Here is a 14,285-nt window from a genome sequence, read left to right on the forward strand (position 1 = left end):
GGCTACCCAATCCGTATCGGTACGGGTCTCCCCCGCGCCGTACTCGGCTTTACGAAACGTTGACCCCAAAGTCTAGAGCGATGCCACGCAGCCCCGACGCGTACCCCTGTCCCACCGCCCTGAACTTCCATTCGCCCTGGTAGCGGTAGAGCTCACCGAAGATCATCGCTGTTTCGGTGGAGGCGTCCTCGCTCAGGTCGTAGCGTGCGAGTTCCTGGCCGTCGGCCTGGTTGACGACGCGGATGAAGGCGTTGCTGACCTGTCCGAAGGTCTGGGCGCGCTCGTCGGCCATGTGGATCGAGACCGGGAAGACGATCTTCTCGCAGTGGGCCGGGACCTGGGTCAGATCGACCAGGATCGACTCGTCGTCGCCCTCGCCCTCACCGGTGAGGTTGTCGCCCGTGTGCTCCACCGAGCCCTCCGGGCTCTTGAGCTGGTTGTAGAAGACGAAGTACTCGTCCCCCAGGACCCGGTTGCCGGCGCCGCACAGCAGGGCGCTGGCGTCGAGGTCGAACGGGGCTCCGGTGGTGGAGCGCGCGTCCCAGCCGAGCCCGATCATCACCTGGGTCAGGTTGGGTGCGGCCTTGGACAGGGAGACATTGCCCCCCTTGGCGAGCGTGACGCCCATGATGCTGGTCCTCCCCGAGATGGTGCTTCTTTGGTTGTCCTGCACTCCCCCAGAGGGGGCACCCCCCGGGCGCCGCACGCAAAGGTGCGGCGCCGGACGGTTCGAGACCCGGTGAGGGGTCTCAGACGTTCACGCCGAAGTCCTGCGCGATACCGCGCAGACCCGAGGCGTAGCCCTGGCCGATGGCACGGAACTTCCACTCCGCCCCGTGCCGGTACAGCTCGCCGAAGACCATGGCGGTCTCCGTCGAGGCGTCCTCGGAGAGGTCGTAGCGGGCGATCTCGGCCTCGCCCGCCTGGTTCACCACGCGGATGAACGCGTTGCGCACCTGGCCGAACGACTGCTGGCGGTTCTCGGCGTCGTAGATGGAGACCGGGAACACGATCTTCTCGACGTCGGCCGGGACGGCCGCCAGGTTGATCTTGATCTGCTCGTCGTCGCCCTCGCCCTCACCGGTGATGTTGTCACCGGTGTGCTCGACCGAGCCGTCGGGGCTCTTGAGGTTGTTGAAGAAGACGAAGTTGGCGTCGCTGCTGACCTTGCCCGAAGAGTTCAGCAGCAGTGCGCTCGCGTCCAGGTCGAAGTCGGTGCCGGTCGTGGTGCGGACGTCCCACCCCAGACCGACGATGACCGCGGTCAGGCCCGGGGCCTCCTTGGTCAGCGATACGTTGCCGCCCTTGCTGAGGCTGACTCCCACGAGTCCTCCATTGGTGTCCAGGGGCGGGGCGCCCCGCCGTGCGTTTGATACCGGATCAACGAGTCGATCCTAGTGACGGGTTCCCGCCCCACGCATGGCTTGGAACCGAAGAATCACAGGGTGTCGAGCGCCTTGACGTACTCGTTCAGGTCGCGGGCGTCCGGCAGCGCGTTGACGACGGTCCAGCGCACCACGCCCTCCTTGTCGATGACGAAGGTGCCGCGGACCGCGCAGCCCTTGTCCTCGGCGAAGACGCCGTAGGCGCGGGAGACCTCGCCGTGCGGCCAGAAGTCGCTCAGCAGCGGGTACTCCAGGCCCTCCTGCTCGGCGAAGACGCGCAGGGTGTGGATGGAGTCGTTGGAGACGGCGAGCACCTGGGTGTCGCGGTCGGAGAACTGCGGCAGGTTGTCCCGCACCTCGCACAGCTCGCCGGTGCACACACCGGTGAAGGCGAAGGGGTAGAAGAGCAGGACCACGTTCTTGCTGCCACGGAACTCGGAGAGCTTCACGGTGGCGCCGTGGTTGTCCTTGAGCTCGAAGTCGGGGGCCTTGTCGCCGACCTGGATCGCCATCGGGATACGTCCCTTTCGGTGGGGCTGTTCGGGTGGCACCACCCTACGCAGAGATCACCGAAAGCCGACGGACGGGCTGAGTGAATTCAGCCCGTCCGTCGTTCGAGGACGAGGCCGTTCAGGCCGAAAGGGGGGTCTGGGGGCGCAGCCCCCAGCCACGGCCGCTGCGGCCGCCGGTCACCGCTTGGACTTGGCGGCCTTCGGCGTCACCAGCCGGCTGCCGCTCCAGTCCTTGCCCACGCTGACGCTCTTGGAGGCGGACAGCCCCGCCGTCGTCGCGGCTTCGGAGATGTCGCTCGGCTCCACGTAGCCGTCGCGGCCGGTCTTCGGCGTCAGCAGCAGGATCGAGCCGCCCTCCTCGATGTAGGTGGTGGCGTCCACCAGCACATCGGTCAGGTCACCGTCCTCGTCGCGGAACCAGAGCACCACGGCATCGGCGACGTCGTCGTAGTCCTCGTCCACAAGGTCGCTGCCGATGACTTCCTCAATGGCCTCGCGGAGTTCCTGGTCTACGTCGTCGTCGTAGCCGATCTCCTGGACCACCTGCTCGGGCTGGAACCCCAGCCTCACGGCAGGGCTCGTCTCCGCGTGGTCCGCGGTCGCGCTCACGGGTTGCCTCCTGATCATGTCTTGATGAGTATCTCAGCCACGCGCGTGCGCGAAGCATTGGCCGTAGTCCACACGGGCGGGGCGGATCGCGCAAGTACCCGGCCGTTCAGACCGCCGAAACGGTGACGATCCTGGCCGTGTCGCCGCAACTCCAGGCATGCAACTGCCGCCACAAGTGACCTACACCACACCTTTCTGCCCCCTTTGTGGCATTGGGAACCCGCCGGAGCTGACGTAGGTCTCGGTTACCTCTCAGTAGAGATGACGTTTGCTTCCCCGAGGTACACGATGGGGAACGGTGCAGGCGTACCGAAAAGCAGCTCAATGCAGCCCTCTGACAGGTAAGGAACAGCGTGGCTTCCGGATCCGATCGCAACCCGATCATCATTGGCGGCCTTCCGAGTCAGGTTCCTGACTTCGATCCCGAGGAGACCCAGGAGTGGCTCGACTCCCTCGATGCCGCCGTCGACGAGCGCGGCCGTGAGCGAGCCCGCTACCTGATGCTGCGGCTGATCGAGCGGGCCCGCGAGAAGCGCGTGGCCGTGCCCGAGATGCGCAGCACGGACTACGTCAACACGATCGCGACCAAGGACGAGCCGTTCTTCCCCGGCAACGAGGAGATCGAGCGCAAGGTCCTGAACGCGACCCGCTGGAACGCGGCCGTCATGGTCTCACGCGCCCAGCGCCCCGGCATCGGCGTCGGCGGCCACATCGCCACGTTCGCCTCCTCCGCGTCCCTCTACGACGTCGGCTTCAACCACTTCTTCCGCGGCAAGGACGAGGGCGACGGCGGCGACCAGGTCTTCTTCCAGGGCCACGCCTCCCCGGGCATCTACGCGCGCGCCTTCCTGCTCGACCGCCTCAGCGAGCAGCAGCTGGACGGCTTCCGCCAGGAGAAGTCGAAGGCCCCGCACGGCCTGTCCTCCTACCCGCACCCGCGCTCGATGCCGGACTTCTGGGAGTTCCCGACCGTGTCGATGGGCCTCGGCCCGATCGGTGCGATCTACCAGGCGCGGATGAACCGCTACATGCACGCGCGCGGGATCGCCGACACCTCGAAGTCCCATGTGTGGGCGTTCCTCGGCGACGGCGAGATGGACGAGCCGGAGTCGCTCGGCCAGCTGACCATCGCCGCCCGTGAGGGCCTGGACAACCTGACCTTCGTCGTCAACTGCAATCTGCAGCGCCTCGACGGACCGGTGCGCGGCAACGGCAAGGTCATCCAGGAGCTGGAGTCGGTCTTCCGCGGCGCCGGCTGGAACGTGATCAAGCTGATCTGGGACCGCTCCTGGGACCCGCTGCTCGCCCAGGACCGCGACGGCATCCTCGTCAACAAGATGAACACGACGCCGGACGGCCAGTTCCAGACCTACGCCACCGAGTCCGGGGCGTACATCCGCGAGAACTTCTTCGGCGACGACCAGCGGCTGCGCGCGATGGTCGAGGGCATGACCGACGACCAGATCCTGCACCTGGGCCGTGGCGGTCACGACCACAAGAAGATCTTCGCGGCGTTCTCGGCGGCCAAGGCGCACAAGGGCCAGCCGACGGTGATCCTGGCCAAGACGATCAAGGGCTGGACCCTCGGCCCGAACTTCGAGGGCCGCAACGCCACGCACCAGATGAAGAAGCTGACGGTCGACGACCTCAAGCGCTTCCGCGACCGGCTGCACCTGCCGATCTCCGACAAGGACCTGGAGAGCGGGCTTCCGCCGTACTACCACCCGGGGCGGAACTCGGAAGAGATCCAGTACATGCACGACCACCGCAAGCAGTGCGGCGGGTACGTCCCGACGCGCGTCGTGCGCTCCAAGCCGCTCGCCCTGCCGGACGACAAGACGTACGCGACCGTGAAGAAGGGCTCGGGCCAGCAGTCGATCGCGACCACGATGGCCTTCGTGCGGCTCCTCAAGGACCTCATGCGGGACAAGGAGCTCGGCAAGCGGTTCGTGCTGATCGCGCCGGACGAGTACCGCACCTTCGGCATGGACTCCTTCTTCCCGAGCGCGAAGATCTACAACCCGCTCGGTCAGCAGTACGAGGCGGTCGACCGCGACCTGCTGCTCGCGTACAAGGAGTCGCCGACGGGCCAGATGCTGCACGACGGCATCTCCGAGGCCGGCTGCACGGCCTCGCTGATCGCGGCGGGCTCGGCGTACGCCACGCACGGCGAGCCGCTCATCCCGGTCTACGTCTTCTACTCCATGTTCGGTTTCCAGCGCACCGGTGACCAGTTCTGGCAGATGGCCGACCAGCTGGCGCGCGGATTCGTACTGGGCGCGACCGCCGGCCGTACGACGCTGACCGGTGAGGGCCTCCAGCACGCCGACGGCCACTCGCAGCTGCTGGCCTCGACCAACCCGGGCTGTGTCGCCTACGACCCGGCGTACTCGTACGAGATCGCGCACATCGTGCAGGACGGTCTGCGGCGGATGTACGGCGGTGACGCCGAGCACCCGCACGGCGAGGACGTCTTCTACTACCTCACCGTCTACAACGAGCCCATCCAGCACCCGGCCGAGCCGGAGAACGTGGACGTCGAGGGCATCCTCAAGGGCATCCACCGGCTCTCCGAGGGCACTTCGGGCTCGATCCCGGCGCAGATCATGGCGTCCGGTGTGGCGGTCCCGTGGGCCGTCGAGGCGCAGAAGATCCTCGCCGAGGAGTGGAACGTCAGGGCCGACGTCTGGTCGGCGACCTCCTGGAACGAGCTGCGGCGCGAGGCGGTCGACGTCGAGCGGCACAACCTGCTGCACCCCGAGGAGGAGCAGCGGGTGCCGTACGTGACGCAGAAGCTGTCGGGCGCGCAGGGGCCGTTCGTGGCCGTCTCCGACTGGATGCGGGCGGTTCCGGACCAGATCGCCCGGTGGGTGCCGGGGTCGTACCAGTCCCTGGGTGCCGATGGGTTCGGCTTCGCCGACACCCGGGGGGCTGCCCGGCGGTTCTTCCACATCGACGCGCAGTCGATCGTCGTGGCGGTGCTCACGGAACTGGCCAAGGAGGGGAAGGTGGACCGGTCGGTGCTGAAGCAGGCCATCGACCGCTACCAGCTGTTGGATGTGTCGGCGGCGGATCCGGGTGCCGCGGGCGGCGACGCGTAACACCGAGGCCGATGTGAGGGCGGCGGGACCAGATGGTCTCGCCGCCCTTACTTTTTCTTTACGATGCGGGCATGAAGCAACAAACGGCGCAGGGCCGTTGGGAGCAGTACACCCAGCGGCCCCTGCTGGCGCTCGCGGTGGCCTTCGCCGTCGCGTATGCCGTGCCGATCGTGGACCACTCCGCGGGGCACTCGCTGACGTCCGCGTGCACGGTGGTGGAGTGGGTGGTCTGGGGGGCGTTCGCCACGGACTATCTGGTACGGGTGGGGCTGTCCCCGCGGCGCAAGGAGTTCGTGCGGACGCACTGGCTCGATCTGTGTGCGGTCGTGCTGCCGATGCTTCAGCCGTTGCGGCTGCTGCGCATGGTGTCGACGCTGATACTCGTCGGGCGGCGGGCGCGGATGGCCTCGCAGATCCGGTTGACGACGTATGTCGCGGGTGCCGTCATCGGGTTGCTGATGTTCGGGTCGCTGGCCGTGCTCTCGGTGGAGCGGGACTCGCCGAACGGGAACATCCGGACGCTGGGTGACGCGGTGTGGTGGTCCTTCACCACGATGACGACCGTGGGGTACGGGGACCATGCGCCGACGACCGGGCTGGGGCGGGTGATCGCCGTCGGGCTGATGCTGGCCGGGATAGCGCTGCTGGGTGTGGTGACCGCGAATATCGCCGCGTGGTTCATTGCGCGGTTCGAGAAGGACGACGTCGAGGAGCGGCGGCAGACGGAGGCGATCGAGGCGCTTACGGAGGAAGTGCGGGCGCTTCGGGCAGAGGTCGCGGCGTTGCGGGAGCCGTCGGGTGCGCCGTGAACGGGGTTGCTGCGGGGGCGGGTTTGCTTGCCCGCGCTTGCGGGGTGCCGCTCTCTTTGGGACGGGCGCCGCCCCGGAGGCATGCGGGCGGGCCCCCGGTCCATCAGCCGGGGGCCCTGTCCCTCACTCGCCCCGGGTCAGAACAGGCCGTTGCCCGGGGTTGCCGCTCCTGCCAGCCAGATGACCGCCAGGAGCGTGTCGATGGCGCCCAGAACGAGGGCGACCAGGGCCGGAATTGGGCCTGAACGTGCCCAGGTGCGGCCCATTGCGAGCCAGCCGCAGACGATCGCGACGGGGCCGAGGATGATCCCCAGCACGAAGAATCCCGCGACCGCGCAGATGGTTCCGATGATTCCGAGCGTTGCGCGATCCGGCCCGGTCCGTGACCACGTGCGGCCACGTGAGCGGGGGTACCTGCGCGTTCCATGTCCGAAGCCCGCCATCATCAACTCCCAGAACCCCGGGGTCTGTTCGGGGTTCAACGAGCGGGTACCCACGGTGCGCTTCCTAATCCTCGAGCTGTCGGCGCGCTGTCCCCCTCCGGCAGCGCGCCGCAGCACCGGTCACCCTCCGCACCGTACGAACTTGCCCGAGGAACATGCCGTGTGGGAGGGCTTGACCACTGTGGCCTGCGGTGCGCACCGGATGCGAGGAATCTTTAGCTTCTTCACCCTGATAGGCGAAGTCCGTTGAAAACCCGTCAGGTTCGCCGGGCTTCCCGCGTCAGATGTGGGCCGCGCCCGCACCCGCCTCCGCGTTCTCGCCGCGCTTGGTGAGCAGGGCGACGAAGACCGCCACGACCGCCACTCCGCAGGCGACCAGGGACGCCAGGCTCATGCCGGAGATGAACGTGTCGTGCGCGACATCCGCGATCTTCGCAGCGATCGCGTCCGGGGTGCCCTTGGCGACCGGGGCCACACCGACCTGGACGGCCTCCGAGGCCTGGCCCAGCTGGGCCGGGGTGAGCGGAGGGAGGCCGGCGTCCTTCCAGTTGCCGGCGAGGTCGTTGTCGACCTTGGACGCCATCACGGCGCCGAGGACGGCCGTACCGAGGCTGCCGCCGATCTGCATCGCCGCCTGCTGGAGGCCGCCGGCGACACCGGACAGCTCCATGGGCGCGTTGCCGACGATGACCTCCGTGGCGCCGACCATGACCGGCGCGAGGCCGAGACCGAGCAGGGCGAACCAGAGGGACATCACGGCGCTGCCGGTGTCCGTCTGCAGCGTCGACATGCCGTACATGGCGATCGCGGTGGCCGCCATGCCACCGGCCAGCGGGATGCGCGGGCCCAGCTTGGTGATCAGCGCGCCCGCGAGCGGCGAGCCGACGATCATCATCCCGGTGAGTGGGAGCAGATGGAGCCCGGCCTCGATCGGCTTCATCCCGTGCACGTTCTGCAGGTAGAACGTCACGAAGAACAAGCCGCCCATGAAGGCGATGGCCATCAGGACCATCAGCACGACGCCCGCCGACAGCGGGACCGAGCGGAACAGGCCGAGCGGGATCAGCGGCTCCTTGACCTTCGTCTCCCAGAAGGAGAAGAGGACGAAGCCGAGGACGGACGCGGCTATGAACGTCCATGTCTTGCCGTCGCCCCAGCCCCAGGCGGGGGCCTTGATCAGGGCCCAGACCAGGCAGAACATCGCGCCCGAGAGCAGGGCTATGCCCAGCAGGTCGAAGGAGCGCGGCGCGTTCTCCGCGCGGTGGTCACGCAGGATCAGCAGGCCCAGGATCAGGGCGAGCGCGCCGACCGGCACATTGATGAAGAACACCGACTGCCAGTTGACGTGCTCCACCAGGACGCCGCCGAGGATCGGGCCGCCGGCGGTGGAGGCGCCGATGACCATGCCCCAGATGCCGATGGCCATGTTGAGCTTCTCGGCCGGGAAGGTCGCCCTCAGCAGGCCGAGCGCGGCCGGCATCAGCAGCGCGCCGAACAGTCCCTGCAGGACCCGGAAGGTGACGACCGCGGCGATGCTGTTCGACAGGCCGATGGCACCGGAGGCGGCCGCGAAGCCGGTCACGCCGATCAGGAAGGTCTGGCGGTGTCCGAAGCGGTCGCCCAGCTTGCCCGCGGTGATCAGGGAGACCGCGAGGGCGAGGAAGTACCCGTTGGTGATCCACTGGACGTCGGCGAAGCTCGCCCCCAGGTCCTTCTGGATGGCCGGGTTGGCGATGGCCACGATGGTGCCGTCGAGGGCCACCATCATGACCCCGACGGCGACGGTGATGAGGGTGAACCACGGGTGGCCGCGCAGCCCGGAGGCGCCCGGCGCGTCCGACGGGGCCACTGGTGCCTTGTCCCCCGGCCCCGTCGTGTCGATGGTGGTCTGACTAGTCATGTGTTCGAGGCTAGTGACAGCCGCTGACAATTGACAAACCAATTCACAAGTCAGTAACTGACGCACATGGAAACACTCCGCGAACGCAAGAAGCAGCGCACCCGGGACGCGCTGCTGCGGGCCGCCGTCGAACTGTTCACCACCCGCGGGTACGAGCAGACGACCGTCGACGACATCGCCGAGGCCGTCGATGTCTCGCAGCGCACCTTCTTCCGCTACTTCGCCGGCAAGGAGGAGGCCGCGCTCGCCCTGCAGGAGCTGGCGGTGGCGCGGTTCGTCGAGGCCGTCCGCGAACGGCCGGCGGACGAGGCGCCGATGGCGGCGCTGCGCCAGGCGGTCCTGGAGGGCTGGGACACCCTCCACGAGATCATCGAGGCCGTCGTACCGGTCGCGCTGTACTTGCGGATGTACCGGGTGATCGAGTCGACGCCGGTCCTGCTCGCCGCGCATCTGCGGCGCAACGAGGAGACCGAGGAGACCATCGCGCGGGTGCTCGCGCAGCGGGAGGGGCTGGACGTGGACGCCGATCCGAGGCCGCGCCTCGCGGTGGCGGTCTTCAGCGGAGTGATGCGGGTGACGGAACGGCAGTGGTCGACCGGTGAGGACTTCAGCGTCGAGGCGATGCGCGCGTTGACGATCTCGTACCTCGAACAGGTGGGCCCCGCACTCACGGAGAGCTGGCGAACACGCTGAGGCACATTGCGAGGACATTGACAGACACGGAGGTCATCGCCGTGTTTATCGAAACGTGATACCCGTCACTCAGCTCACGCGAGACCCTCTCGTTCTCCTAGTGTGTCCTCCCAGTGACTTCCTTCGACACCTCCCCGCAACTGAACGTCTGGCGCGCCCTGCTCGCGCTGGCCGTCGTGTTCGTGATGCTGGCGACCACCGGATGGACGGCCCTGCGCAGCCATCGCGCGGTGACTCCGCTGCAGGCCTCGCTCTCCTCCTGGGAGCACGGCCGCATCGACGGACACCGTCTGCCGGACTCCGACGCGTCCCCCGCGCGCCTCGCCCGTTTCTTCGCCTCGCTCACCGCTCAGGAGCGCGACCGTCTCGCGCGCCGCTATCCCCTCGCGGTCGGCAACATGAACGGTGCTCCCGTCGCACTGCGCTACCGCGCCAACCGTGTCGCGCTCACCGAGCAGCGCAAGGTCGAGTTCGGACGTATGCACGACAGCCGGCTCTCCCCCGCCGGGCAGCACGACGCGGGCCGCCGTCTGCACCGCTACGAGTCCCTGCTGCGCAAGGGCCGGCAGATCCTCGCCTTCGACCCCGAGGGCTCGGGGCGGGTCGCGGAGGTGATCGGGAACCTTCAGCGGGCCGAGCGTGTGTCGGTCGTCGTCCCCGGCGTCGACACCGACCTGCTCACCTTCCAGAAGACCAACCGCCCGTACTCGGCGGCCGTGGGCATGGCCCAGTCTCTGTACGCGGCGGAGCAGGCGGCCGACCCGACGACACGTACGGCCGTGATCGCCTGGGCCGACTACACGGCACCCGCCGGGCTCGGCATCGACTCGGCGACGGCGATGCGCGCGGCGGAGGGCTCGCTGCGACTGAACGCGATGCTGCGCGGTCTGCCCGGCAGGGCGCCGGTCTCGCTGTTCTGCCACAGCTACGGCTCCGTGGTGTGCGGTATCGCCGCGCCCGGACTGCCGCGCCGGGTGGCCGACATAGCGGTGGCCGCCAGCCCGGGCATGCGCGTGTCGAACGCCTCCCATCTGCGCACCACCGCCCAGGTGTGGGCGATGCGGGACGCCACGGACTGGGTGCAGGACGTGCCGTACCTGGAGCTCGGCGGGCTGGGCCACGGGGCCGACCCGGTCTCGGCCGCGTTCGGCGCGCGGGTGCTGTCCGCGCGGGGAGCGAAGGGACATGCCGGTTACTTCGAGCCGGGCACGGAGAGCGTGCGGAACTTCGCGGAGATCGGGGTTGGCGCGTACCGGTCGGTGCGCTGCGCACGCGAGGAGAACGTGTGCCGGGAGGGTTTGTCCGGCGCGTCCACGGCCGGACGCGCGTAGAGGCGCAGAAACTGCGGTCTGCGCGGGGTGGAGACGAGGGAGCGGGTCATGCCTACGATGAGCCGCATGGGTGACGTACTGGCCGGATTTCATGCCGCCTGGGAGTTCGAGTCCGACTCCGTGCTCATCCGTTACGAACGAGGGATTCGAACACCCAAGCTCTTCCAGGCGCTGGGGGAACGTCGGGTGCCGCTGGAGGCGATCTCGGGGGTGACCCTGTCGCCCGGGAAGCGCGGCACCATCGCCCTGCGGCTCGAGGTGCGGCCCGGGGCCGATCCGCTGCTGGAGGTGGCGGCGGGGCAGCTCAAGGAAGGGTGCGATCCGTACCGGCTGGTGCTGCCTGCCGAGCGGGACGCTCTCGCCGAGTACTACGCCGACGAGCTGCGGGCGCTGCTGACCGCGGACGGGGAGCCCGCCGAGCGGTTCCTTCTGGCCGCGCCGGAGGCGCCCCGGCAGTTCAAGGCGTACGACGCGAAGGCGTCCTTCGACGGGAAGACCGTGCACTTCCGGTGGTTCTGGACGGGGGCCTCGTCGGCGAAGTGGAAGGCCGGGGACCAGAGCTTTCCCGTCGGTGAGCTGAGCGGGGTGGAGTGGCGGTCGCCGGAGGTTTTCGAGGGGCACTTGCGGTTGCTGCGGCGGGATGCCGCGCAGGCGGTGCAGGTGGATCAGGATCCGGCGGCTGTGGTGTTCGGGCTGGGTTACGGGCCCGTGCATGAGTCGTTGCCGTTCGCGGCGGCTGTGCTTGCCGCTGTGCGGGATGCCGGGCCGGCGGCTGTGGTGTCGGCCGGTGCGCCGAGGCGCGATCCGGCCGACATCGCTGAGCGCATTCGTCACCTGGGGGAACTGCATCAGGCGGGGCTGGTGACGGATGAGGAGTTCTCCGTCAAGAAGGCGGAGTTGTTGGCGGAGCTTTAGGGGGTGCGGGGTTCGGTTCGTCGGCCGGTGCGGGTTCGTTGTGGCTTGCCGCGCCCACGCGGCGTGCCCGCGCCCCCTCGTCTACTCCCTGCCTGCTGAAGCGAAGGACATGTCCGGGTAGCGGGTGCCGGCCACCTTGGACGCGATCGGCTCCAGCGCAGCCAGCTCGTCGTCCGTCAGGACGATTGCCGTCGCCGCCGCGTTTTCCTCCACCCTTTTGACCTTTGTCGTGCCCGGGATCTGGGCCACCGCGAGGCCGTGCACGTCCGCTCGTTGCTGGACCCAGGCCAGGGCGATCTGGGCCGGGGAGGCACCGTGCGCTTCGGCCACCGCTCGGATCGGCTCCAGGAGCGTCGCGTTGGTGGCCGCGTTGTCGCCCTGGAAGCGGGGCATCGTGCGGCGGACGTCGCCGTCGGAGAGGTCCTTGTCCGCGTTGGAGAAGGAGCCGGCGAGGAAGCCGCGGCCGAGCGGGGAGTAGGGGACCAGGGCCACGCCCAGTTCGCGGGCGGCCGGCACCACGTTGGCCTCGATGTCCCGGCTGAACAGGGACCACTCGGACTGCACGGCGGCGATCGGATGCACGGCCTGCGCGGCACGCAGTTCGTCGGCGGTGACCTCGCTGAGGCCGAGATGCCTGACCTTGCCCTCGCGGACCAGCTCGGCCATGGCGCCGACGGTCTCCTCGATCGGGACGTTCACATCGCGCCGGTGCATGTAGTAGAGGTCGATGACGTCGACGTCCAGGCGGCGCAGACTGCCCTCGGCGGCCTGGCGGACGTACGGGGCGTCGCCGCGGATGACGCGCTTGGTGCGGTCGCCCGCCGGGACGCGTACGCCGAACTTGGTCGCGATGACGGCCTCGTCCCGGTGCGCCTTGAAGAAGGGCGACAGGAAGCGCTCGTTGTCGCCGTCGCCGTAGCCCTCCGCGGTGTCGTACAGCGTGACGCCCAGCTCCAGTGCCCGCTCCAGGGTGGCCCGCGCCTCCTCCGCGTCGGAGGGGCCGTACGCCCAGCTCATGCCCATGCAGCCGAGGCCCTGTACGCCGACCTCGGGGCCGTCGGCGCCCAGTCGTACGGTCGGGATCCTGCTGTCCGTCATCGCACCTTCTCCGCGTAGAAACTGATCTTCCGGTCGAGCACCGCGAGGGTGTCCTGGAGCTCCGCCATCCGGGACAGCACGTCCCGGCGGGTCTGCTCGAGCAGCTCGAAGCGCTCGCCGAACGTGTGGTCGCCCTCGCGCACCAGCTCCGCGTACCGCACCATGTCGGCGACCGGCATACCCGTGAGCCGGAGCTTGCCGACCAGGTCCAGCCAGTCGAGGTCGCGGTTGCTGTAGCGGCGCTGGCCCGTGTGCGAGCGGTCCACGTGCGGCATCAGGCCGATGCGCTCGTACCAGCGCAGGGTGTGCGCGGTCAGGCCGGTGAACGCGACGACCTCGCTGATCGTGTAGATGTCCTGGCCTTCGGGGCGCCGGTGGGGGCGGGGCGGGGCACCGCAGCTGTCGGTCCGGGTGGGCATGGTCTCCATCACCGTCATGACCTCAACGCTATGGCCTTCGAGTGCACTCCAAGCAAGCGGAACCCAAAGAAATAAGCAAAGCAGAAACGGGCGGGACATGGAGCAGCGGCGGTGACCGGCGGGCAGCTCCCTGTCTCGCTCGGCTTCAGGCCCGAGCCCGACCCGTTGCCGGAGCTCACGCAGTGAGCGCTTAGGCTCGACGGCATGTCGCTGAAGAGCCTTGCGTTGATCGAAAACTGGCCGGTTCCCACCGCCGCGGCGGGTGTGGTGCGCGGCGACGGCACGGTCCTCGGCACCCATGGCCCGGCCGCCCACCGCTTCCCGCTCGCCTCGGTCACCAAGCCGCTCGCCGCGTACGCCGCCCTCGTCGCGTACGAGGAGGGCGCGATCGAGCTCGACGAACCGGCCGGTCCGCCCGGCTCGACGGTCCGCCATCTGCTGGCCCACACCTCGGGGCTCGCGTTCGACGAGCACCGGGTGACCGCGCCGCCCGGAGAGCGGCGGCTGTACTCCAACGCCGGGTTCGAGCAGCTCGGCGACCACATCGCCAAGGCGACGGACATCCCGTTCGGGGAGTATCTGCGGCAGGCGGTGCTGGAGCCGCTGGGGATGAGCGGCACTTCCCTGGAGGGCTCCCCCGCCAAGGACGGTGTCTCGACGGTCGAGGACCTGCTGCGGTTCGCGGCCGAGGTGCAGGCGCCGCGGCTGCTGGATCCGCGGACGGTGGCGCAGGCGATGACGGTGCAGTACCCGGGCACGAAGGGTGTCCTGCCGGGGTACGGCCACCAGAACCCGAACGACTGGGGGCTCGGCTTCGAGATCCGGGACTCCAAGTCGCCGCACTGGACGGGTTCTTCGTCCTCTCCGCGGACCTTCGGGCACTTCGGGCAGGCGGGTACGTTCCTGTGGGTCGACCCGGACGCGGGTGCGGCGGGCGTGGCCCTGACCGACCGGGCCTTCGGGCCGTGGGCGGTCGAGGCGTGGCCGGTGTTCACGGATGCGGTGCTGGCGGAGTTGCGGGGCTGAGGTCGGGGCACCCCGGCGACCCCCGCTTTCGGCCTGAACGGCCT

General features: G+C 69.0%; 14 protein-coding genes. 6 read left to right on the plus strand and 8 right to left on the minus strand.

Translation table 11 applies throughout. The features are described 5' to 3' along the window. Positions 1–49 precede the first annotated feature (49 nt). The 4 genes from ABT254_RS17465 to ABT254_RS17480 form a co-directional block, all read right to left on the minus strand. Entirely contained in the window at positions 50–628 is a 579-nt protein-coding gene (locus tag ABT254_RS17465) for a TerD family protein (protein WP_351470240.1), read from the minus strand. Between the two features lie 121 nt (positions 629–749). After that, positions 750–1,325: a calcium homeostasis/redox stress adaptation protein gene (locus tag ABT254_RS17470; RefSeq protein ID WP_115908402.1), complete on the minus strand. Its 576-nt coding sequence runs from the start codon at positions 1,323–1,325 to the stop codon at positions 750–752. A gap of 113 nt (positions 1,326–1,438) precedes the next feature. Further along, the gene (locus ABT254_RS17475; RefSeq protein WP_123964840.1) at positions 1,439–1,897 is read right to left on the minus strand and encodes a peroxiredoxin; all 459 of its coding nucleotides are present in this window, start codon (positions 1,895–1,897) and stop codon (positions 1,439–1,441) included. Positions 1,898–2,074: 177 nt separating this feature from the next. Beyond that, complete coding sequence (locus ABT254_RS17480) at positions 2,075–2,506, minus strand: DUF3052 domain-containing protein (protein WP_351470245.1); 432 nt, start codon at positions 2,504–2,506, stop codon at positions 2,075–2,077. 353 nt (positions 2,507–2,859) lie between these two features. Between ABT254_RS17480 and aceE the strand changes: the two genes are divergently transcribed. Together aceE and ABT254_RS17490 are read left to right on the plus strand one after the other, a co-directional pair. Then, entirely contained in the window at positions 2,860–5,607 is a 2,748-nt protein-coding gene (gene aceE / locus ABT254_RS17485; RefSeq protein WP_351470248.1) for a pyruvate dehydrogenase (acetyl-transferring), homodimeric type, read from the plus strand. A gap of 71 nt (positions 5,608–5,678) precedes the next feature. After that, on the plus strand, positions 5,679–6,416 hold the full coding sequence (locus ABT254_RS17490; protein ID WP_351470251.1) for a potassium channel family protein: 738 nt from the start codon (positions 5,679–5,681) through the stop codon (positions 6,414–6,416). Positions 6,417–6,553: 137 nt separating this feature from the next. On the opposite strand, the gene ABT254_RS17495 is transcribed toward ABT254_RS17490, so the two are convergent. Then, positions 6,554–6,862, minus strand: a complete 309-nt coding sequence (locus ABT254_RS17495; protein ID WP_351471076.1) for a small hydrophobic protein — start codon at positions 6,860–6,862, stop codon at positions 6,554–6,556. Between the two features lie 277 nt (positions 6,863–7,139). Beyond that, positions 7,140–8,759: an MFS transporter gene (locus ABT254_RS17500; RefSeq protein WP_351470254.1), complete on the minus strand. Its 1,620-nt coding sequence runs from the start codon at positions 8,757–8,759 to the stop codon at positions 7,140–7,142. Between the two features lie 66 nt (positions 8,760–8,825). On the opposite strand from ABT254_RS17500, the gene ABT254_RS17505 reads away from it, so the two are divergent. The 3 genes from ABT254_RS17505 (at position 8,826) to ABT254_RS17515 (ending at position 11,698) form a co-directional block, all read left to right on the plus strand. Further along, a complete protein-coding gene (locus ABT254_RS17505) occupies positions 8,826–9,452 on the plus strand; it encodes a TetR family transcriptional regulator (protein WP_351470256.1) in 627 nt (208 codons plus the stop codon). Positions 9,453–9,565: 113 nt separating this feature from the next. Continuing rightward, on the plus strand, positions 9,566–10,783 hold the full coding sequence (locus ABT254_RS17510) for an alpha/beta hydrolase (RefSeq protein ID WP_351470259.1): 1,218 nt from the start codon (positions 9,566–9,568) through the stop codon (positions 10,781–10,783). 57 nt (positions 10,784–10,840) lie between these two features. Next, a complete protein-coding gene (locus ABT254_RS17515; protein WP_450751287.1) occupies positions 10,841–11,698 on the plus strand; it encodes a DUF4429 domain-containing protein in 858 nt (285 codons plus the stop codon). 81 nt (positions 11,699–11,779) lie between these two features. Here ABT254_RS17515 and ABT254_RS17520 read toward each other — a convergent pair whose 3' ends face one another. Then, on the minus strand, positions 11,780–12,796 hold the full coding sequence (locus ABT254_RS17520) for an aldo/keto reductase (protein WP_351470265.1): 1,017 nt from the start codon (positions 12,794–12,796) through the stop codon (positions 11,780–11,782). Continuing rightward, positions 12,793–13,233 (minus strand): MerR family transcriptional regulator, encoded by a 441-nt coding sequence (locus tag ABT254_RS17525; RefSeq protein ID WP_351470268.1) that lies wholly within the window; start codon positions 13,231–13,233, stop codon positions 12,793–12,795. Before ABT254_RS17525 ends, ABT254_RS17520 begins: the two co-directional genes overlap by 4 nt. 186 nt (positions 13,234–13,419) lie before the next feature. Here ABT254_RS17525 and ABT254_RS17530 point away from each other — a divergent pair, with 186 nt between their 5' ends. Next, positions 13,420–14,241: a serine hydrolase domain-containing protein gene (locus ABT254_RS17530; RefSeq protein ID WP_351470271.1), complete on the plus strand. Its 822-nt coding sequence runs from the start codon at positions 13,420–13,422 to the stop codon at positions 14,239–14,241. Positions 14,242–14,285: the final 44 nt, after the last annotated feature.

Source organism: Streptomyces sp. NPDC001137, from assembly GCF_040298885.1.
GTDB lineage: Bacteria > Actinomycetota > Actinomycetes > Streptomycetales > Streptomycetaceae > Streptomyces.